The 20,995-nt window shown below is 63.2% G+C and carries 16 protein-coding genes; 14 read left to right on the forward strand and 2 right to left on the reverse strand.

Annotation, left to right across the window (positions count from 1 at the left end):
• Positions 1-139: 139 nt before the first annotated feature.
• From argA to glrR, 4 genes are all read left to right on the forward strand, one after another.
• Complete coding sequence (argA, locus tag HHA01_RS06960; protein ID WP_141319078.1) at positions 140-1,453, forward strand: amino-acid N-acetyltransferase; 1,314 nt, start codon at positions 140-142, stop codon at positions 1,451-1,453.
• Between the two features lie 911 nt (positions 1,454-2,364).
• Entirely contained in the window at positions 2,365-3,843 is a 1,479-nt protein-coding gene (locus HHA01_RS06965) for a sensor histidine kinase (protein ID WP_141319080.1), read from the forward strand.
• 70 nt (positions 3,844-3,913) lie between these two features.
• Positions 3,914-4,384: a hypothetical protein gene (locus HHA01_RS06970; RefSeq protein WP_246053838.1), complete on the forward strand. Its 471-nt coding sequence runs from the start codon at positions 3,914-3,916 to the stop codon at positions 4,382-4,384.
• Between the two features lie 23 nt (positions 4,385-4,407).
• A complete protein-coding gene (glrR, locus tag HHA01_RS06975; protein ID WP_141319084.1) occupies positions 4,408-5,790 on the forward strand; it encodes a two-component system response regulator GlrR in 1,383 nt (460 codons plus the stop codon).
• A 62-nt stretch (positions 5,791-5,852) separates the two neighbouring features.
• Here the strand turns inward: glrR and xseA are convergent, their stop codons facing one another.
• On the reverse strand, positions 5,853-7,199 hold the full coding sequence (xseA, locus tag HHA01_RS06980; RefSeq protein WP_246053839.1) for an exodeoxyribonuclease VII large subunit: 1,347 nt from the start codon (positions 7,197-7,199) through the stop codon (positions 5,853-5,855).
• 177 nt (positions 7,200-7,376) lie between these two features.
• Between xseA and HHA01_RS06985 the strand changes: the two genes are divergently transcribed.
• Genes HHA01_RS06985 through HHA01_RS07000 form a run of 4 tightly spaced genes read left to right on the forward strand, consistent with a single transcriptional unit; the run spans position 7,377 to position 12,468 of the window.
• Positions 7,377-9,101, forward strand: coding sequence for an alkaline phosphatase D family protein (locus tag HHA01_RS06985; protein WP_141319086.1), 1,725 nt, complete (start codon positions 7,377-7,379; stop codon positions 9,099-9,101).
• A gap of 42 nt (positions 9,102-9,143) precedes the next feature.
• Positions 9,144-9,746: a hypothetical protein gene (locus tag HHA01_RS06990; protein ID WP_141319088.1), complete on the forward strand. Its 603-nt coding sequence runs from the start codon at positions 9,144-9,146 to the stop codon at positions 9,744-9,746.
• Entirely contained in the window at positions 9,743-11,317 is a 1,575-nt protein-coding gene (locus HHA01_RS06995) for a GMC oxidoreductase (RefSeq protein ID WP_141319090.1), read from the forward strand. Before HHA01_RS06990 ends, HHA01_RS06995 begins: the two co-directional genes overlap by 4 nt.
• Before the next feature lie 50 nt (positions 11,318-11,367).
• A complete protein-coding gene (locus HHA01_RS07000; RefSeq protein WP_141319092.1) occupies positions 11,368-12,468 on the forward strand; it encodes an alpha/beta fold hydrolase in 1,101 nt (366 codons plus the stop codon).
• Between the two features lie 30 nt (positions 12,469-12,498).
• On the opposite strand, the gene HHA01_RS07005 is transcribed toward HHA01_RS07000, so the two are convergent.
• Entirely contained in the window at positions 12,499-13,563 is a 1,065-nt protein-coding gene (locus tag HHA01_RS07005) for an AbrB family transcriptional regulator (protein ID WP_141319094.1), read from the reverse strand.
• Between the two features lie 217 nt (positions 13,564-13,780).
• On the opposite strand from HHA01_RS07005, the gene guaB reads away from it, so the two are divergent.
• From guaB to HHA01_RS07035, 6 genes are all read left to right on the forward strand, one after another.
• Positions 13,781-15,250, forward strand: coding sequence for an IMP dehydrogenase (guaB, locus tag HHA01_RS07010; protein ID WP_141319096.1), 1,470 nt, complete (start codon positions 13,781-13,783; stop codon positions 15,248-15,250).
• A 155-nt stretch (positions 15,251-15,405) separates the two neighbouring features.
• Positions 15,406-16,983, forward strand: a complete 1,578-nt coding sequence (guaA, locus tag HHA01_RS07015; RefSeq protein WP_141319098.1) for a glutamine-hydrolyzing GMP synthase — start codon at positions 15,406-15,408, stop codon at positions 16,981-16,983.
• A 130-nt stretch (positions 16,984-17,113) separates the two neighbouring features.
• Positions 17,114-18,013 (forward strand): class A beta-lactamase, encoded by a 900-nt coding sequence (bla, locus tag HHA01_RS07020; protein ID WP_141319100.1) that lies wholly within the window; start codon positions 17,114-17,116, stop codon positions 18,011-18,013.
• Between the two features lie 251 nt (positions 18,014-18,264).
• Positions 18,265-18,921, forward strand: coding sequence for a glutathione S-transferase family protein (locus HHA01_RS07025; RefSeq protein ID WP_141319102.1), 657 nt, complete (start codon positions 18,265-18,267; stop codon positions 18,919-18,921).
• 77 nt (positions 18,922-18,998) lie between these two features.
• Positions 18,999-19,868: a glutathione-dependent disulfide-bond oxidoreductase gene (yghU, locus tag HHA01_RS07030; RefSeq protein ID WP_141319104.1), complete on the forward strand. Its 870-nt coding sequence runs from the start codon at positions 18,999-19,001 to the stop codon at positions 19,866-19,868.
• Positions 19,869-20,209: 341 nt separating this feature from the next.
• The coding region (locus tag HHA01_RS07035) for a BapA prefix-like domain-containing protein (RefSeq protein WP_141319106.1) at positions 20,210-20,995 on the forward strand (786 nt) is incomplete at its 3' end.

The following is a 20,995-nucleotide window of genomic DNA, read 5'->3' on the forward strand; positions in this document are numbered from 1 at the left end:
CGGCTCGCGGCTCGCGGCTCGCGGCTCGCGGCTCGCGGCTCGCGGCTCGCGGCTCGTGTCTCGTGATAGTGCCGCCGTTTTCGTCCGTCTGGTATAGTTCAAGCACGTGCTTTCTTTCACCTGCTGCCGGAGCGCGGCCTTGGACACTCGCTTTCCCTTCGTCGACTGGTTTCGCAATTCCTCGCCGTACATCAATGCCCACCGAGGTCGTACCTTTGTCATCCTGATCGAGGGTGAGGCGGTCGCGGAGGGCCGGGGCGAGCAGCTCATTCAGGATCTGGCGTTGCTGCATACCCTGGGCGTGCGCCTGGTGGTGGTGCAGGGCATTCGTCCCCAGGTGAACCAGGCGCTCGAGACAGCGAATGTCACGCCGGCGCGCCATCATGGGCGCTGGGTCGCGGATGAGGCTGTCATGGCGCGCGTCGAGCGGGTGGCAGCCGAACAGCGGCTGTGGCTGGAGTCGCGCTTGTCCCTGGGGCTGCCCAATTCGCCCTTGCATGGCGTGGAAATGACGGTGGTGTCGGGCAATCTGGTCATGGCCAAGCCGCTGGGGGTCCGCGAGGGGGTCGATTTCGCGCGCAGCGGCGAGGTGCGTCGCGTGCGCGACACGGCCATCAGTGGATTGCTGGAGCAGGGCTCGCTGGTCCTGTTGCCGCCCCTTGGCTATTCGAGCACCGGCGAGGTGTTCGATCTGGATGCCGCCGAGGTCGCCCAGAAAGTGGCGACAGCATTGACCGCCGACAAGCTGATCCTGCTGGGGGAGGCCAGTGGCCTGGTGGATGGCCGGGGCGAACTGCAGCGTCAGTTGACCCCGGACGAGGCGCGTGACTGGCTCGAGGATACGGCGCCGGGGGAAGAGCTGCATCGTCATCTCAAGTCGGCCAGTGCGGCCGCGCGCCATGGGGTGTCGCGCACGCATCTGCTGTCCTGGCGCGACCATGATGCGCTGCTGGGCGAGTTGTTCACCCGGGATGGCGTGGGCACCATGATCTCGCGCCATCAGTATGAGCAGTTAAGGGCCGCTCAGGTGGGTGACGTGGCGGGCCTGCTGGAGCTGCTCGAGCCGCTCGAGCAGCGCGGCATGCTGGTGCCGCGCTCGCGCGAACGCCTGGAATACGAAATTGATGACTATGTAGTGATCGAGCGGGATGGCATGGTCATCGGTTGTGCCGCCCTGCATGTCTTTCAGGCGGCCGGCATGGGTGAACTCGCCTGTGTGGCGGTGCATGTCGACTATCGCGGAGGCGCGCGCGGCGACCTGCTGCTCACCGAGGTGGAGAAGCGCGCCAGGCATCAGGGGCTCGGCTCGCTGTTCGCGCTGACGACGCATACGGCGCACTGGTTCTTCGAGCACGGCTTCCGCACTGCAGAACTCGCGGATCTGCCCCCTCTCAAGCGTGATACCTATAATCACGCCCGGCAGTCCAAGGTGCTGGTCAAGTCGATCCGCTGACCCTCCGCTGCTCGACCATACGGTGTTGCAAGTCCGCTCAGGCTGCGCTTTTACTTTCTGCCAACCCTCGCTTTTTCGCAGATTTGCGCCTTGTTCACCCTTCCGTGGTCGGCTTTTCAGGCAGCGCCGGGGCGGGTTTCGGCACCCGGTGTTGCCTTTATGAGACGTTGTAAATCATTGTAATAAAAGTGTTTATCGTTTTTTTTCTGGTTCCACGTCGCTTTATGGCGACAGAATTCGTCGTGTGTCCCGCCTGGATTGCTCTGTCGTGTCGCGCCCCTTGCAGTTGCTTTTATTTAATCCATTGAATTAAATGGTTTTTTTGTTTTATGGCATGAAGTTGGCAAGTATTTTAGTGAGCGACAGGAAATGATTCTTACGGCTCGAATCGTTTTCCGGCTGCAGCAAGGTAAGATAAATCACTGCCCTGTGTGCCCTGCCTTGATGTGGTCATTGTCTGCTCCAGCGATGTGTGACTTTAGGTTGCGATGAGACGGTACCGACTTGCGTCATGGAAGCGTACCGAGAAGAGCACGGAAGCTCTGGCATGGATGCCAACCCCCGACTTCGGGGCAAGAGTCAATCAGGTATTCGCCTGGCGGCGATACCTCTGGATCGAAGCAAGGCAGTCCGCTGCCTTGACGCTTGAAGCCAGCCCCTGGTGGCAATGGGATTCAGGCGGCTTCGAGGGCCTTTTAGGGGCCCGTGAAAGTGAGCCAGCAGATTGTGGAGCCAGGTCCATCTGGCTGGTGCTTTCCAACCCTTCAGTTCCCTGCGTATTGGGCCGGCTCTGCCGGCCTTTTTTTTACTGTGTTGCCGCGTGCCAGCTGGCAGGCGAACCCGCGTATCTTTGGTATCCTCGGGCGGTTGCGATAGTGTCCATCATTACCATCTTGCAAAGTACACTAACCATGCCCTCAGTTGTTTCCCGTCGTTGGCGACCGCGTTCCCTGTTGCAGCTGGTGCTGCTGGCCTTCCTCATGGTGATGCTGCCGTTGGCCGTATTGATGTTTCAGGCCGGGCAGGCGCTTTCCGAGTTGTCGCGGCTCGCCGATGTGAGTGCGCGTCAGGCGGTCGAGGAAACCCGCCGAGCCCGGACGCTGGGAGCACTGGCGCTGAAAATGGAACGCGCCGCTCGTCAGTATGCGGTGGTCGAGGACGAGAGCTTGCTCGAGATCTACGACCAGCGGCTGTCGGAATTTCGCAGCCTGCTGGCCATTCAGCGTCAACTGCTGCCCGATGACCCGAATGTGGCGGCGTTGGGCGAGCAGCTGGATGAATTGGCCGAACTGCCCGACCTGCCTCTGGAGGCGTTCGAGGAGCGCCTGGCCGCCTTCCTGCCCTTTGCGGAGAAGACCGAGGCTATGCAAGCGGCCACCAACCAGCGAATCGACCAGCGTCTGGAAGATATTCGTCAGCGGGCCGAGGATGTGCAGACGCGCTTGTGGTGGCAGACAGCTGCCCTGGTGTCGGCGAGCCTGATACTGATGCTGTTGTTCACGCGCCTCATCATTCGACCGATACGCCAGCTTGAGCGCCACATCCTGGGAATCGGCAGTGGCGGCCAGCAGCAGGTGCGGGGGGCGGTGCAGGGGCCGGCCGAGCTGGTGCGGCTCGATGACCGACTGGATTGGTTGTCATCCCGGCTCAATGAACTGGAAGAGCAGAAACAGCAGTTTCTGCGGCATATGTCGCATGAGCTGAAGACCCCGCTGGCTAGTGTGCGCGAGGGCTCATCCCTGCTCACCGATGGGGTAGCAGGCGAGCTGACCCAGCATCAGCGCGAGATACTCGAGCTGATCGATGCCAGTGGTGGTGAGCTGCAGCAGCTCATCGAACAGTTGCTGGATTACAACCTGCTTCAGCACAACCGCCGCCTGGAACTCGAGGATCGGGATCTTGCCACCGTGGTCAAGGAGGTGTTGGCCAAGCACCGACTGGCGCTGCAGAACAAGGGCATGCAGGTCGAGTGTTTCGATGGACCGTTGAAATGGCGGATAGACCCCACTGCGACAAGCCGCATACTCGATAACCTGATTTCCAACGCCATCGCCTATGGTGAGGATGGAGGCCAGCTGGAGGTGCGGGCGCGTACTACAGCGTCGTGCTTGACGCTCGAGGTAGCCAACAGTGGTGAGTCCATCTCCGAGGAAGATGCTCAGCACCTCTTCGAGGCCTTCTATCAGGGGCGCATTCGTCGCAAGGGAGCCTTGAAAGGGTCCGGTGTCGGTCTGTCCGTGGCGGCGGATTGTGCCCGTCTGCAGGAGGGCACGCTCGAGCTGGTCGATGACCGGCTGTCCGTCTGCTTTCGCCTGACGCTGCCTGAGGGAGCAGGCATGGAAGATAATAACGTATCAAGAGTCTCCCCAGAGGGAGCCGCAAGGAGCTGATGATATGCAGAGTAGAACCTGGAGCGTCTGTCTGACCGCACTCTGGCTGACGGGCTGTCAGTGGCTTCCCATGGCGCCCGAGCAGGGCCAGGAGGGCAACGCACCCACGCAGCCGGAAGCCATGGAGTGCTATACGCAAGCCCCCGGCTTCCGCGATTCAGCCTGCTTGTTGCAAGAGTGGGTGGCCTTTGGTCTGGCCTCGCAACGCGCTGACAGCGAATGGCGCAGTGACATGCTGGAGCGTTTCAAGGGCACCAGGGCCGAGGCCCGGCTGGCGCGGGCGATGGTCATGGCATGGGGCCCCGTTGCCCAGTGGAAGCAGGCCTCTGAGCTGCTCAAGGCTGACCTGCATGCGGCACCATCAAAGCTGCAGCCCCTGTTGCGCTACTGGCTTAATGAACTGGAGCGCCGTCGCGACCTCCAGTATCGCCATTACCAGGTGCTGGAAGAACAAAAAAACCTGGAAGCTGACAAACAAGCGCTCGAGGAAAAGCTTGATGCGCTCACCGATATTGAACGCAACATCAACTCGCGAGAGTGAGGCGAGTAACACGGAGACACGATATGACCCCTGGCGGAGCCACGACAGCCACGCTCGATCAAGCCGCCCACATCCTGTTGGTGGACGATGACGTCAGCCTGTTGAAACTGCTGGGCATGCGGCTCGAGAGTCGCGGTTACCGCGTGACCACGGCCGAAAGCGGCCCATCGGCTCTCAAACAACTGGAGGCGGAACGACCCGATCTGGTGCTGTCTGACATGCGCATGGATGAAATGGATGGCATGGCGCTGTTTCAGGAGATCCAGCGTCGCCTGCCGGGGTTGCCGGTGATCATCCTCACCGCTCACGGTTCGATCCCCGATGCCGTCAGCGCCACGCGTCAGGGGGTGTTCGGTTTCCTGACCAAGCCGGTGGATCGCGAGGAACTGTTCGCCACCATCGAGGATGCGCTGGCGCAGACCGCGGCAGGGAGCGGCGACGATGATAGCTGGCGAGCGGCGATCATCACACGAAGCCCTGACATGGAGCGCGTGCTGGAACAGGCCAGGATGGTGGCGGCGTCCGATGTCAGCGTGCTGGTGACCGGGCCCTCGGGCTCCGGCAAGGAGCTGATGGCAGGGGCGATTCACAAGGCCAGCCGGCGTGCCGACAAGCCGTTCATCGCCATCAACTGCGGTGCTCTACCGGAGCAGTTGCTCGAGAGTGAGCTCTTCGGTCATGCCAAGGGCGCCTTCACCGGAGCGATCAGCGATCACGAGGGCCTCTTTCAGGCCGCCGACGGTGGCACCCTGTTCCTCGATGAGATCGGCGACATGCCGCTGACCCTACAGATCAAGCTGCTGCGTGCCTTGCAGGAACGCCAGATTCGCCCGCTGGGGTCCACGAAGTCGATACCCGTGGACGTCCGCCTGATTTCGGCCACTCACCGTGACCTGAGCCAGGCCATGGAGAGCGGCGACTTTCGCGAGGACCTTTTCTATCGCCTGAATGTCGTCAATCTGCGTTTGCCGCCGCTCAAGGAGCGTGCCGAGGATGTGCCGCTGTTGGCCAAGCACCTGGTCACCCAGGCCGCCGAACGGCACAAGCCCTTCGTCAAGGGCTTCTCCAAGGAAGCGATCAACCTGCTGGCGTCAAGCGCCTGGCCGGGCAATGTGCGCCAACTGGTGAACGTGGTGGAGCAGTGCGTGGCACTGACCAGTGCGCCGATCATTCCCGAGGCGCTGGTCTCCCAGGCACTGGTGGCCGAAGAAAATGCCCTGCCGACCTTCAATGACGCCCGGGCCGGCTTTGAACGCAGCTATCTGATCAAGGTATTGAAGATTACCGAGGGCAACGTTACCCAGGCGGCACGGATCGCCGGGCGTAATCGCACGGATTTCTACAAGCTGCTGGCGCGCCACGAGCTTGAGCCCTCGACCTTCAAGGGCAACGTCAGTCACGCCTGAGGTGGCGGGGCACCGTCAAGGCGAGCAGCGCCTCCAAGGTTCTGTCGTTCGTCTATCCAGTATCAGCGGTCCCTGGGGGAGATGACCTCCAGGGTCAGCCGCCCCTCACCCAGGCGGGCTTCCAGATGCTGACCGGCCTGTGTTTCCCCGGCCCGCTTCACGACGCGCCCCTCTGCCGTTTCCAGTATCGAGTAACCACGGCCCAGCACGGCCAGCGGGCTGACGGCCTGTAGCTCGCGAGAAACCGCCGCCAGGCGCTCGCGGTGGCGTGTCAGCGCTCTGGGCAGACTGCTCTCGAGCCGTCGTGCCGCCTGGGCAAGCCGATGCTCTGCCTGCTCGACCTGGCGCTGCGGTGAGCGCAGTGACAGGCGCTGGCGCAATTGCTGCTGGCGTTGACGCTGCTCGCCCAGGTGCGACTGCATGGCGCGATGCAGTCGGCCTTCGATCTGTTGCAGCTGGTGGCGTCGAAAGGTCAGGATTTCACCGGGATGGCGGAGCCGGGCGCGAAGGTGATCGAGCCGCTGGCCCTGAGCGTTCATCCGGGCCCGCTGTGCGCGACACAGTTGAGCGTCGAGCTGTGCCAGCCGCTGGCGCAGGGCTGTGGCGTCGGGGACCAGGCGCTCGGCGGCCGCCGAGGGGGTAGGGGCGCGCTGGTCGGCAGACAGGTCGGCAAGGGTGACGTCCACTTCATGGCCGACGGCCGACATGATCGGCAGCCGAGAGTGAAAGATGGCGCGGGCCAGGTGTTCGTCATTGAAGGCCCACAGGTCCTCGAGGCTGCCGCCGCCGCGCGTGATCAGAATGACATCCTGCGCCGGGTCCAGGGCCGCTTGGCGGTTGAGCAGCCCGAGCGCCGCAATCAGTGCCGGCGCCGCTTCATTGCCCTGGACGGGCACGGGGATCAGGGTGACCTGCGCCAGCGGCCAGCGCGTCTCGAGCACGGCCAGGACATCGCGAATGGCTGCCCCCGTGGCCGAGGTCAGGACCAGCAAACGTCGCGGCGGGCATGGTAGCGTCCGGGCATTGGCGAAGACGCCCTCGGCCTGGAGTCTGGCCTTCAAACGCTCGTAAGCGGCCAGTAGCTCGCCTTCGCCGGCCGGTTGCACGGCCTCGGCAATCAGCTGGAAGTCGCCGCGGGGTTCGAAGAGCGATACCTGGCCGCGCACCTTGACCCGGTCGCCGTCGCGCATCGGAGCCGTCACGAAGCGTGCCCGCTGGCGGAACATGGCACAGCGCAGCTGGGCGCGTTCGTCCTTCAGGGTGAAATAGACATGCCCGGAGGCCGGCCGCGAGACATTGGAGAGCTCGGCTTCGACCCAGATCTCGCCGATGCCGCCCTCGAGGAGCTGACGAGAGCGGCGATTGAGTTCGCTGACGGAGAGCGGGGTATCATCGGAGGCCATCGGCATGGGGCTTTCTCGCGGCAATGGGACTGTGTGGCGTACTGTAGACGACTTCATGGGCGCCGACTACGCTGAAACCTAGCGTTCGAGGATGCCGGCCAGCGAACTTACGCGCATCCGGTAACGTGGCGACTTGTCTGCGCCGGCCATCAGGCCGTATCGCTCCAGCGGAGGAACCCCGCCATGTCGGGACTACGTGCACCTCAGCTCGGACCCATCGTCGGGCATACCGCTCATGATCGCTGCCGGTTGTGGATACGTGGTCGCGCGCCCCGGGATGAGGGGGCGCATCTGGGGGCCGAACTGCGCACCGTGGGCGTGATCGGCGTATGCAATGCGCAGGGCCGGTTGTTGAAGGATGCCGCCGGGCAACCCTGGGCCTATTACTTCCGCCTGCATCGAGAATTCGACCGCACCGGAACCTTCGTACTGGGCCAGGACGTGAGCCTCGGGGAGCAGGATGGGCCCGGCCCCTTTCCCTTCAAGCCTGACACCGAGTACCGGGTACGCCTGGCGACGCTGACCGTCGACGATCCCTTGCCGGACGCCGAGTCCCTCGACGATACGGATCTGGCGCGACGCCTGCCGCCGCTCGCTACCATGGGGGAACTGCTCGAGGGGCTCGACTCGGCGGATTGCGAGGCACGCTTCCGGACCTTCCCCGACCCTGATGCCGGCCCGGCGGACGAACTGAGTTTTTTGATCGGTTCCTGCCGCTACCCGGGCCTGTTGTGGAAGATCAAGGAAGCGGACCGTATCTTCGCGCCCATGGCGGCGCAGTTTCAGCGACAGGGCGGGCGACGGCCGGCGCGCATCACATTGTTGATGGGCGATCAGATCTATGCCGACAAATTCAACCGCCACCTGCCGATCGGCCGGGCCGACACCTTCGAGGAAATGCAGTCGCGCTATCACGAGGCCTTCGGCGCTCCCAACATGCGTCGCCTGCTGCGCCGCTCTCCGGTCTACATGATCCTCGACGACCACGAGATCGAGGACAACTGGAGCCAGGACCGGCTGCGCGACAATCATCACCTCTTCAACATCGCCATCGGCGCCTACATGAGCTATCAGTGGAGCCACGGCCCGCGTACATACGGGCGTCGACTCTATTATCACTTCGAATGTGGCGGCTATCCCTTCTTCGTGGTCGACACCCGCACCCAGCGCTATCGCCAGCATGCCGGCCTTCACGACAACCATCTACTGGGGCGGCCAACCATCGATCCGGCCCATCCCGGTCAGCTCGACCGGCTGCTCGAGTGGCTGAGCGAGCAGCAGCGCGAGCACGGCAACGTGCCCAAGTTCCTGGTCACCGCCAGCGTCTTCGCTCCCAGCCCCATCGACGAACGCCTCGGCAACGAGCTCCGCGATGAGCCCGAAAGGCAGCGCCTGGAGGCCAATCTCGAAAAGCGCGAGGCCAGTGACACCTGGCCGGCCTACCCCCGTACCCGTCAGGCGCTGCTGCAGCATATCTTCGATAACCGGATCCAGAACGTGGTCTTCCTCAGCGGTGACGTGCACTGTGCCAACATTGCCGAACTGCGCTTCGAGACCGATGCAGGGGATGCCGACCTGATTGCCTATGATGTGACATCCTCGGCGCTTTACTGGCCGTTTCCCTTCGCCGATGGCGACCCCAACGGCTTCGTGCATGATTCCCGTCAACCAGACCAGTACGACGGCTTCCCGCTGGAGGGCGCAACACCGGACAGCCGGGGCCCGGTCGTGCATTACCGGGCATGGGGTTTCAGCCAGGAAGATAACTTCTGTCGCCTCGAGCTCGACAAGACGCGCCATCGGCTGCGCGTCAGGGTGCTGGGTTCCCGGGGCGAGAGCGTCAAGGTCACCGACTCCGACGGACGCCTGGTGCAGGCCAACGACCTGCCCCTGGCGCCATGGCCGTGATACGGGGTGGCACACAAGGCCGAACGGGCGGAGGTGGATCTCATGACGGCCGGCATTATCTTCGAAGAGACCATGCAAGGCGGATTCAGCCTGGGTGAGGTCGAGCCGTCAGCTGGTGCCGAGGCAGGCCTGAAGGCGGGCTCGCGCCTGGCCATGCATGTCGAGGTTTTGATCGATGACCTCGCGACCTTCATCTCGGATCCGGCACATCCCGGTCGGCTGAGCGGGTCCGTGGACTTCGCGCCGCTGGGCATGGGCGTCACGGCGTCCACCGGTGTCTTCCAGTTGTTCTCGCCGGCACGTGCCGATGGCATGGGGCGGCGCATGGTCTATGAGCTGGCGTTCAACGTGAAGGGAGCTGCCTACTATCTGGCAGGGGAGAAACGCGTGTTCGATGATCCGGGTCCCGACCTGTGGCGCGACACCACTACCCTGTATACCTGCCTGTACCGAGGCGACTCTACCGAGGGCGAGATCGTCGGCGCCGGGATTCTCGAACTCGGGGTGCCCCAACTGACCTCACTGCTGCGGACGCTGCACACCACGGGCGATGGTGACCTGCGCACACTGGCGACCTTCGGTGGCTTCTTCTTCGGCGAACTCTGGGAATTGTATGCGCCCCTGGCGGGAGGCGGCCGCCCATGAGCATGAGCTTCGATGCCATCGTCATCGGTTCCGGCTTCGGTGGCGCCGTGGCCGCCTGTCGGCTGGCCGAGGCCGGTGAGCGGGTGCTGGTGCTCGAGCGCGGTCGGCGCTGGGCGACGCAGGACCTGCCCCGTGGCCCCGATGATGACTGGGTCTTCGACGTCGAGAAGCCCGAGCAGTGCCATGGCTGGCTGGATGTACGCCTGTTTCCGCGTGTCGGGGTGGCCCAGGGCGCCGGCGTGGGGGGCGGCTCCCTGGTCTACGCCAATGTGTTCGTCGAGGCCGAACGCTTCGTGTTCGATCATGGCTGGCCAGAGCCGATCGATTACGCGGCACTGCGGCCACACTACGCCACCACGGGGCGCATGCTCGAGGTCCAGACCCTGCCCGAAGGCCAGCGTACCGCGCGCCATCGACTGATGCGCGAGGCTGCCGAGGCTACCGGCGCCGGCGATCGCTTCCGTGATCTGCCGCTGGCGGTACGTTTCGACGAGGCCTGGCATTATGGCCTCGATGATCCGCATGCCGGGCATCACAGCCGTACTGAGTTCAACCCCTTCGGTCGTCGCCAGGGAACCTGCGTTCACTGTGGTGACTGTGATGTGGGCTGCCCGGTGGGGGCACGCAATACGCTGGATCTGAACTATCTGGCGCGTGCCGAAGACAAGGGGGCCGAGATTCGCCCCCTGAGCCTCGTCGAAGCGGTCGAGCCGCAAGGACGGGGCTACCGGGTGCATTACCGATGCCTGGACGGTCAGGGCCAGGCCAGCGAGACGGCGCCGCGGGTCATCGTGGCGGCGGGCTCGCTGGGCTCCACCGAGCTGCTGCTGCGCTGTCGGGATCAGCACGGCACCCTGCCGGGGCTCTCATCGCGCCTCGGGCATGGCTGGTGCGCCAACGGTGACTTCCTGACCCCGGCGCTTTACAGCGAGCGTCGCGTCTCACCGACCCGCGGGCCCACCATCACCAGTGCCATCGATTACCTGGATGGCAGTGATGGCGGTGCGCGGTACTTTGTCGAGGATGGGGGTTTCCCCGACCTGGTCGCCAATGCCCTGCGTGCCGTTCTGGAGCAGCGGCCCGCGGGGGAACGCCTGTTCGATGGCTGGCAGATGCTGCTGGACGGCTTGCTGCAGGGACGGGATCCGCATACACACCTGATGCCCTGGTTCGGCCAGGGGGTGGACGCCAGTGACGGGGTGATGCGCCTGGAGCGAGGCTGGTTCGATCGCGACCTGGCGCTCGAGCTCGACTACGACGTGCGCCGCTCGCACCCGGTCGTGCAGGCATTGATCGACCGCCATAAACAACTGACGGTCGCGACCGGTGGCCAGGCGCTGGAGCCGCCCTCCTGGTCATTGTTCGACTACCTGCTGACCCCGCACCCATTGGGCGGCTGCAACATGGGCACGACCGCCGAGGATGGTGTGGTGGATCACAAGGGAGAAGTCTTTGGCTACCCCGGCCTGCATGTGCTGGATGGCGCCATCGTCCCGCGCGCCCTGGGGCTCAATCCCTCGCGTACCATCGCTGCTCTGGCCGAGCGGGCCATGGCCGAGATACTTGCGTGAGGCGTGAGGCGTGAGGCGTGAGGCGAGACATACCGATCAAGGAGGGCACCATGAGTCGGGAGATACCGCTCTACACTCTGGAGGGCGTCCGCGATGCCGACGCCAGTACTCATTACTTCACCACGGATGATGGCCTGGGGTTGTCATTGTTGCGCTTCTGTCGGGCGCCTTGCCGCGACGTGGTGGTCATCATCCATGGTTTGACCACCTCCTCGGACATGTTCATCCAGCCCGAGCATGAAAATCTGGTGAACTGCCTGCTGGATGCCGGTTTCACCGACGTCTGGACCCTGGACTTTCGCATGAGCAACCGTCATGCCTACAACCTGCAACCCAGTGACTGGTCGATGGATGACTGTGCGCTATATGACCACCCGGCGGCGATGGCCAAGGTGCGCGAAGTGGCGGGCGAGGACGTAAACCTTCACGTGATCTGTCATTGCCTGGGCGCCATGAGTTTCACCATGGCGCTCTTCGCCGGTACCGTCACCGGCATCCGCTCGTGCATCGCCAACAGCGTGGCGCTGACGCCGCATGTGCCGACCTGGTCGCGGATCAAGGGGCACGTCTTTCCCTTCATCATCGAGCGACTCCTTCAGCAGCCCTATGTCAGCCCGCGCTGGAGCGAAGATCCGCGGCTTACCATCGGCAAGCTGCTGTCGAAGCTGATCTCGCTGTTCCATCGTGAGTGCGACGTGCCCGCCTGCCATATGCTGTCGCTGATGTGGGGCACCGGCTGGCCGGCGCTCTATCATCACGAGAATCTCGACGAGATCACCCATCGCCGCGGTGCCGACCTTTATGGCCCCGTAGGGCTCAACTACCACAAGCACGTCCTGAAGATGCTGGGCGAGGGGCATCGCACGGTGCGCATGAAGCCCGAGGACCCACGTTATGCCGAGCTACCCGAGGACTACATCGCCGCTGCCGCTACCATCGAGACCCCCTGCCTGTTCATGACCGGAGCGGACAACCGCGTTTTCACCGACAGCAATATTCACTGCCACCAGGCCCTGGAGGCAGTGGTACCGGGGCGTCATCAACTGGCCATCTTCGAGGGCTATGGGCATCAGGACGTGTTCATGGGCAAGCGGATCCACGAGGACATCTTCCCGCGTTTGCAACGCTTCCTCATGGAAAACGCCGGCTAGTCATGTGGCGCTATTCGGCCGTCTCCCGAATCATTTCCTCGGCTGTCCACTTGGCACCAGTCGGCTCAGCAGCGCCGGCAGAATCAGCACCAGTACGCTGATGCGCAGCAGGTGGTGGGTGGTGACGAAGGCTGGGTCGATGCCCAGCGTCAGCGCCACCAGGCTCAGCTCGGGGGCGCCGCCGGGCATGTAGGCGAGCAGTGCCGCGGCGGCCGAGTAGCCGGTCAGCAGGTGGCCGATCCAGGCGGCGACCACGGCGAAGGCCAGCAATACCAGCGCCTGAGCGGCGGCCATGACCAGGGCGTGGCCGACCCGAGCCAGCGAGGTGCCGGCGAAACGCACGCCCACCGAGACGCCGATCAGTACCTGAGCCAGGGCAAGCAGCATCGGTGGTACCGCGGCATGGGTGACGCCAGTCAGGTGCAGGGCCGCCGAGATCAGCGCCGGGCCGAACAGCAGGGCGTTGGGCAAGCGCAGCCAACGCCCCAGCCACAGGCCGCCCAGACCCGCGCCGATGAGCCAGACCGCATCCACCGGTCCGGGTAGCCACAGCCAACGTGACGGGTCCGGTGTGGTGCTGGCCAGATCGACGTGCCCGATCGCCTGGAGCACCGGCGGGATCGCCACCAGCAGCACCAGGATACGCACCGCATGGGTCATGCCCACCACTCGCAGGTCGGCGCCGGAAGCCATCGCCATCACCGTGACCGTGGAGACGCCGCCCGGCACTCCGGCATACAGCGCGGTCTCCCGCGAGTGACCGGCGATGCGCTGCGAGAACCATACCGAGAACGCCATCATCGCTGCCGTGGCCACCAGCATCACCGCCAGACTCAGGCTCCACAACCCCGGGTCGCCGGACATCTGCGGGGTGAACGCCGAGCCCAGCATCACTCCGATTACCACCAGCACACCCTTGCGGCCGCGTCCCGGAGAACGCAGACGTGCGCCGGACAGGCTGGCCACGGTGGTGGCGACCATGGCGCCGAGCAGCCAGGGCAGCGGCAGGTTCACGGCAAAGGCCGCCGCACCACCGGCCAACCCCAGCGCCAGGGTGGGCAGAAAGCGAAGCAGGGAAGCGAGGATGGGGGGCAAGGGGGCTCCTGTAGTGTTGCCGGGCGGTTCTGTGGTGGAGTGATGCTGTCTCGACGGCTTGATGAGATTCGTGAGGGAGCTAAGTATACCGGCCTTGCCCCGCTCGAGCGACATGGGACTGCCCGGCAGCGTCTCACGTTGCCCGACTTCGACTGCTCACGCTATAATGGCGGATTAATTTTACTCCCTCCCTCCACAGCTCACGGGTGTTGCCTCTATGCTACGTATGGCCCAAGAAGCTCTTACGTTCGACGACGTACTACTCCTGCCCGGCTACTCCGATGTCCTGCCCAAGGACGTCAGCCTCAGAACGCGCTTGACCCGCGATCTCTTCCTGAACATCCCGATGGCCTCCGCGGCCATGGACACCGTCACCGAAGCTCGCCTGGCCATTGCCATGGCGCAGGAAGGCGGTATCGGCATCGTTCACAAGAGCATGACCATCGCCCAGCAGGCGGCCGAGGTGCGCAAGGTCAAGAAGCACGAGAGCGTGATCGTCAAGGACCCGGTGACCGTCGGGCCCAAGGCCAAGCTGGCCGATCTGCTGTCCATGGCCAAGGAGTATGGCTTCTCGGGATTCCCCGTGGTGGAAGGGGAGACCCTGGTCGGCATCGTGACCGAGCGCGACATGCGCTTTCAGCCCAATCATGGCGATAGCGTGGCCGATATCATGACGCCGCGCGACAAGCTGGTCACCGTCCCCGAAGGCACCAGCCTCGAGGTGATCAAGTCGAGGATGCAGGAGCATCGCGTCGAGAAGATGCTGGCCGTCGATGACGCCTTCCATCTGCGCGGCCTGGTGACCTTCCAGGACATCGAGAAGGCACGGACCTTCCCGCATGCCGCCAAGGATGAGGATGGCCGCCTACTGGTCGGCGCCGCGGTCGGCACCGGCCCGGAGACCTCCGATCGTATCGCCGCCCTGGTGGAAGCCGGTGTGGATGCGATCATCGTCGACACCGCTCATGGCCACTCTCGGGGTGTGATCGAGCGCGTGGCATGGGTCAAGGAGCACTTCCCGCAGATACAGGTCATCGGTGGCAACATCGCCACGGCGGATGCGGCCCGGGCGCTGGCCGAGGCGGGCGCCGATGGCGTCAAAGTCGGCATCGGCCCCGGCTCGATCTGCACCACCCGCGTCGTGGCGGGTGTCGGCGTGCCGCAGATCACCGCGGTCTCCAATGTTGCCGAAGCCCTCAAGCCCTATGACGTGCCGCTGATCGCCGATGGTGGCATTCGCTTCTCCGGCGATCTGGCCAAGGCCATGGCCGCTGGCGCCAGCTGCGTGATGGTTGGCGGCCTGCTCGCCGGCACCGAGGAAGCGCCCGGGGAAGTCGAGCTCTATCAGGGGCGTACCTACAAGGCCTACCGTGGCATGGGCTCCATGGGGGCCATGTCGCAGACCCAGGGTTCCAGCGATCGGTACTTCCAGGACAAGAGCGAAGGCGTCGAAAAGCTCGTGCCGGAAGGCATCGAAGGCCGGGTGCCCTACAAGGGCCTGATGGGTGCCATCGTGCACCAGATGATGGGCGGGCTGCGCGCATCCATGGGCTACACCGGCTGCCGCAATATCGAGGAAATGCGCACAGTACCCGAGTTCGTGAAGATCACGGGAGCCGGCTTCAACGAGTCGCACGTTCATGATGTGCAGATCACCAAGGAAGCCCCGAATTACCGAGCGGGCTAAGGCTCGCCCGAGAGGGAAGATGTAAGAGATAAGAGGGAAGAAGAGGGGGAGGAGTCACCCAGGGTGTCTCTTCCTTCTTCATTCTTCCCTCTTTGTTCCGAGCAGACCGTGACCCAAGCCGCGATGCTTGAGTCCACAACGGCGGTGGCCATTTCATGCAAGACATTCACGCCCACAAGATCCTGATTCTCGACTTCGGTTCCCAGTACACCCAGTTGATCGCTCGCCGGGTTCGCGACATCGGGGTCTATTCCGAGGTTCGCGCCTTCGATATCACGGAAGAGGAAATCCGTGAGTACGCGCCCAACGGCATCATTCTCGCCGGCGGGCCGGAGTCCGTCACTGAACTGGGCTCGCCCCGTGCGCCGCAGTGCGTGTTCGAGATGGGGCTGCCGGTGCTGGGCATCTGCTATGGCATGCAGACCATGGCCGAGCAGCTCGGTGGCAGCGTGGAAGGTTCCAACAAGCGTGAATTCGGCTATGCGCAGATCCGCCTCGATGGCGAGAGCGCGCTTTTCGAAGATATTGCTGACCATCTCGAGGCCGACAGCGGCAAGCGCCTGCTGGACGTGTGGATGAGCCACGGCGACAAGGTGGCGAGCGTGCCCGAGTCCTTCAGCGTGATTGCGTCCACCGAAAGCTGCCCGATTGCCGCCATGGCCTGGGAGGAACAGCGCTTCTACGGCGTGCAGTTCCACCCCGAGGTGACGCATACCCTGCAGGGCCAGCGCATCCTGGAACATTTTGTGCTGGGTATCTGCCAGGCGGAGCGTTGGTGGACGCCGGCACAGATCATCGAGGACCAGGTCGCCCGGGTGCGCGAACAGGTCGGTGATCGCCATGTGCTGCTGGGGCTCTCCGGAGGGGTCGATTCCTCGGTAGTGGCCGCGCTGCTGCACAAGGCCATCGGCGACCAGCTGACCTGCGTCTTCGTCGATAACGGTCTGCTGCGCAAGAACGAGGGCGATCAGGTCATGAAGACCTTTTCCAGCCACATGGGCGTGCGCGTGATCCGCATCGATGCCGAGGAGCAGTTCCTGTCGCTGCTGGAAGGCGTGGACGACCCCGAGGCCAAGCGCAAGATCATCGGTAACACCTTCATCGATGTCTTCGATACCGAGGCCGCCAAGATCGAAGGCGTGGAGTACCTGGCCCAGGGCACCATCTATCCGGATGTGATCGAGTCCGCCGACAGCAAGACCGGCAAGGCGCATGTCATCAAGTCCCACCACAATGTAGGCGGCCTGCCCGAGACCATGAAGCTGCAGCTCGTCGAGCCGCTGCGCGAACTGTTCAAGGACGAGGTGCGCAAGCTTGGCGTCGAACTCGGCCTGCCCTACGACATGGTCTATCGCCACCCCTTCCCGGGACCGGGGCTCGGCGTGCGCATCCTCGGCGAGGTCAAGAAGGAATACGCCGATATCCTGCGCGAGGCCGACGCCATCTTCATCGAAGAGCTGCACAATGCCGGCTGGTATCAGAAGACCAGCCAGGCCTTTGCCGTCTTCCTGCCGGTCCGCTCGGTGGGCGTGGTCGGCGACGGCCGCCGCTACGAATGGGTCATCGCCCTGCGCGCCGTGGAGACCATCGATTTCATGACCGCCCGCTGGGCACACCTGCCCTACGAGCTTCTGGAGAAGGTCTCCAACCGCATCATCAACGAGCTCTCCGGCGTCTCCCGCGTCACCTACGACGTCAGCAGCAAACCGCCCGCCACCATCGAGTGGGAGTGACGGCCTCAGCGGCCGTGCATTGAGTCTTGAGGCCCCGCCACTTCCGCATGGCGGGGCCTTTTTTGCACCGGCGTTCCCTCCCGGCTACTCTGCTTGGTCCGATTCTGCTGATCTTGCTAAGGAGCCTCCCATGCTTAATCTGTCACGCCGCCAGGTCCTCGGGACGATGACCGCCGCTGGCGCCATGCTCGCCGCGGGCCAGCCGACGTTGGCTGCCGCTTCTTCGACTTCTGCCGGTGCGACCGACCTCAAGCAGCGGCTGGCGGAGCTGGAGCGTGCGGAGGGCGACCGCGTGGGCGTGGCGTTGATGAACGTTGCCACTGGCGCGGTGGCGAGCCATCGTGGCGACGAGCGATTCCTGTTCAACAGCACCGGCAAGTTCTTCATCGCCGCGGCGGTGTTGGCGCGGGTGGATGAGGGCAGCGAGACGCTCGACCGCCGCATCGCAATCGAGGAGGGCGATCTCGTCGGCTGGACGCCGATCACCGAGAAGCGGCTGGGCGAGCCCGGCCTGACCATCGCCGAGCTGTGTCAGGCGGCGGTAGCCTGGAGCGACAACGCGGCGGCAAACGCGCTGACCGAGAGCGTCGGCGGGCCCGCAGCGGTCACCGCCTTTCTGCGTTCCATCGGCGACGACACCACCCGGATGGATCGCGTCGAGCCCGACCTGAACACTCACGATCACGAAGGCGACGAGCGCGACACCACGACCCCGCTGGCCATGATGACGACGCTGCGCACCTTGATGCTGGGCGACGCCCTGACGCCGTCTTCCCGGCACCAGCTCGCGTCCTGGATGATCGAGGGCAAGGTCGGCGATGCGCGGCTGCGCGCCGGCATGCCGTCGTCGTGGCTGGTCGGCGAGAAGACCGGCACCAACGGCGAGGGCAACGCCAGCGATATCGGCATCGCCTGGCCGGGCGATCGCGGCGCGGTGATCGCCGTCGCCTATACCCTGATGCCCGGTGCGACCGGGGAGCAGCGTGACGAGACCATCGCCGCCGTCGGCCGGCTGGCCGCCGACGTATAAGGCTGCACTGCCTCGCTCGCGTTGGCCATTGTGGCTGCCGCCCAGGGAAGCAATCTGGGTCTTAACTGGAAGCGTATGGGTCTCTGTTTGCGAAGAGCGGGAGGAGAGTCGATGTGCATGAAGCGTCACAGGCGTAAATCCTGCAGCGCTTGTTTTCTCAAGTCGCCTTTCCCGATGCGATAGCGGCCGGAGGCTCTGCCGAGCAGTCTGACTGACGTGTCTTATCCAAGTGCGTCAGACGAGGAGATGATGTGAGCAATAAACCGGTACTCTACGGCTATAGCCCGAGCAGCTACGTTTTCAGCGTCAGGATCCTGCTGGCGGGAAAGGGTGTCGACTACGACCAGGTGCCGCTGGATGTGATTGCGGGAGAGCCGCGTTCAGCGGAGCACCGTCGCTTGCATCCCTTCGGCAAGGTGCCCGTGCTGGTGCATGACGGCCTGCGGGTGCTCGAGACCAGCGCCATCATGCGCTATATCAATGATGCGTTCGGCGGAGCGTCGTTTATTCCCGATAATCCGCGTGATCGGGCCCGCATGGACATGGCGATGGGATTGCATGAGTCATACGGCTATGCATCCATGGCGCGCGTCGTCGGATACCATCGCTTCCCGACATTCGTGGGACACCCGTCTCGGGAGGATGTCGAGGGCGAGCTGGAAAGCTTGCATACCTTGTTCGCGGAGCTCATGCACTTGCGTGGGAGGTCGCCGTATATCGCCGGTGATCTGCCGTCGCTCGCCGATTTCTTTGTCGCCCCCGCCTGTTTTTATCTGGAAGAGGTCGGTGAGATGGGGCGTCTCCTCGACCTGCCGGGATTCGCCGAATGGTGGGCGCGTGTCAATGCCCTGCCGGAGTACCAGGCAGTCCTGCCGGATCTCAGTCAGTGGGGCGAGCAGGTCGGGTAGCTTGATAGGCGGCTAATGAGTCCCCATATACTTGGTGACACGTCATTCGCGAAGACTGCTTTGATCGAGGAGATCGCATGAGTCAAGACAATAGCTATACACCGCCGAAGGTCTGGACCTGGGAGCAGGCCAGTGGTGGTCAGTTTGCCAGCATCAACCGTCCCATCGCCGGGGCGACGCACGAGAAAACACTGCCGGTGGGCGAGCATCCCTTCCAGCTCTATTCTCTGGCCACGCCGAATGGTGTCAAAGCCACGGTGCTGTTCGAGGAGCTGCTCGAGCTGGGCCACAAGGAGGCCGAGTACGACGCCTGGCTGATCAGGATCGGCGATGGCGATCAGTTCGGCAGCGGCTTCGTCGAGGTCAATCCGAACTCCAAGATCCCGGCGTTGATGGACCACAGCACCGAGACGCCAACACGTGTCTTCGAGTCCGGTTCGATTCTGCTGTACCTGGCCGAGAAGTTCGGTGAGTTCCTGCCGACAGACTTTCAGGCACGTACCGAGGCAATGAACTGGCTGTTCTGGCAGATGGGCAGCGCCCCCTTCGTGGGCGGTGGTTTCGGCCACTTCTATGCCTACGCACCGGACAAGCTGGAATATCCCATCAACCGCTATGCCATGGAAACCAAGCGTCAGCTGGATGTCCTCGATCGTCATCTGGCAGACAACCGCTACCTGGCAGGCGACGAATACAGCATTGCCGACATGGCCAACTGGACCTGGTACGGCCAGCTGGTGCTGGGCCGTCTTTACGACGCGGGCGAGTTCCTGCAGGTACACACCTACGAAAACGTGGTGCGTTGGGCGCAGGACATCGACGCCCGGCCGGCGGTCCAGCGTGGCCGTATGGTCAACCGAACCTTCGGGGAGCCGGAGATGCAACTGCATGAGCGTCACGACGCCAGTGACTTCACCCACAAGACCCAGGACAAAGTTGTGGGTTAAATTTTTTTAAAACAGACAGTTAAAAAAAGCCAGCGGCCTCGCTGGCTTTTTTTGTGTCTTTAAGAAAGGTGCTCTTCTTCTGGAAGCGCTGGTAACGCGATCTGTCCGCTACTTCTCCCATCATCAAAGAGGTGAGACTACTCAGTGGACGTCTCGTATATGAGGTAAGGCTAGTTGTAAAGTTCTATTTAGTACTAGATTTTTAATCTGCTATGACTAATTATTTGCTTTTCAGAGTAGTATTTATATGCCTATACTCGATTAGATAGATAGTAATTCAGCTATTTCTAAAATCCTGCTGAGTAGATAGCGGATGGGACTCAGGGAACTGTGGGGGCTATATGAAAGTTAAGACGTCGACACTTGCTGAAAATATCGCAGAACAGCCCATTCAAGAGGTTGCCAATGGCATTTCGCTTGAGGCGCCCAGCCGGGTCGCGCTCGACCTTGCCCCTGAACAAGTGGCTTCGATGGTGCGGGAGGGTAATGACCTCATCATCGAAACTACCGATGGGCGAACTTTCCGAATCACAGATTTCTATACTAGTCCGCCTACTGAAGCGCCTTCTGAAGGGGGCACCCAAGGACAAAGCGAGCTCTACCTCGATAGTGAAGAAGGTGAGCTCATCCGAGCGGACCTTTCTCCTCAGGGGCCAGATGGAATCGTCCAGCCCACCTATATGTCGATGGCAGAGCCTGCCTTCTTTGAAGGTGAAGATACGGCCGCCGGGTTGGGCATTACACCCATTACTGTCCTGGGTGGTCTTGCAGCCACTGGAGGCGTAGCGGCTATTGCTGGTGGCGATGGCGGCGATGGTGGCAGCGATACTGGAGATGATGGGGGAGGTACGGATAATACCGCGCCCGAGGCGCCGATACTTAATTTGGCCACCAATGAAGATGGCAACCTAACGGTTTCAGGTGAGGCCGAGCCAGGTAGTGACGTCACTGTGACTTTACCGGATGGCTCTACTGTTGAGACGAGCGCAGGTGAGAACGGCAGTTTCGAGGTCACGTCCCCGGGAGCGCAGCCAAGTGGAGAAGTGAGCGCGACGGCAACGGATGAGGCGGGCAACACCAGTGAGCCGGCCACGCAGGACTACGTGGCACCCAACGACAACACGGCC

It is taken from the genome of Halomonas halmophila (genome assembly GCF_006540005.1).
In the GTDB taxonomy this organism is placed as follows: Bacteria; Pseudomonadota; Gammaproteobacteria; order Pseudomonadales; family Halomonadaceae; genus Halomonas; species Halomonas halmophila.

Excerpts from the sequence above, each read along its gene's own strand:
- glrR (WP_141319084.1), top strand. The coding sequence starts at position 4,408 with ATGACCCCTGGCGGAGCCACGACAGCCACGCTCGATCAAGCCGCCCAC.
- bla (WP_141319100.1), top strand. The coding sequence starts at position 17,114 with ATGCTTAATCTGTCACGCCGCCAGGTCCTCGGGACGATGACCGCCGCT.
- HHA01_RS06970 (WP_246053838.1), top strand. The coding sequence starts at position 3,914 with ATGGCGCCCGAGCAGGGCCAGGAGGGCAACGCACCCACGCAGCCGGAA.
- HHA01_RS06985 (WP_141319086.1), top strand. The coding sequence starts at position 7,377 with ATGTCGGGACTACGTGCACCTCAGCTCGGACCCATCGTCGGGCATACC.
- xseA (WP_246053839.1), bottom strand. The coding sequence starts at position 7,199 with ATGCCGATGGCCTCCGATGATACCCCGCTCTCCGTCAGCGAACTCAAT.
- guaB (WP_141319096.1), top strand. The coding sequence starts at position 13,781 with ATGCTACGTATGGCCCAAGAAGCTCTTACGTTCGACGACGTACTACTC.
- HHA01_RS06995 (WP_141319090.1), top strand. The coding sequence starts at position 9,743 with ATGAGCATGAGCTTCGATGCCATCGTCATCGGTTCCGGCTTCGGTGGC.
- yghU (WP_141319104.1), top strand. The coding sequence starts at position 18,999 with ATGAGTCAAGACAATAGCTATACACCGCCGAAGGTCTGGACCTGGGAG.
- HHA01_RS06990 (WP_141319088.1), top strand. The coding sequence starts at position 9,144 with ATGACGGCCGGCATTATCTTCGAAGAGACCATGCAAGGCGGATTCAGC.
- HHA01_RS07000 (WP_141319092.1), top strand. The coding sequence starts at position 11,368 with ATGAGTCGGGAGATACCGCTCTACACTCTGGAGGGCGTCCGCGATGCC.
- HHA01_RS06965 (WP_141319080.1), top strand. The coding sequence starts at position 2,365 with ATGCCCTCAGTTGTTTCCCGTCGTTGGCGACCGCGTTCCCTGTTGCAG.
- guaA (WP_141319098.1), top strand. The coding sequence starts at position 15,406 with ATGCAAGACATTCACGCCCACAAGATCCTGATTCTCGACTTCGGTTCC.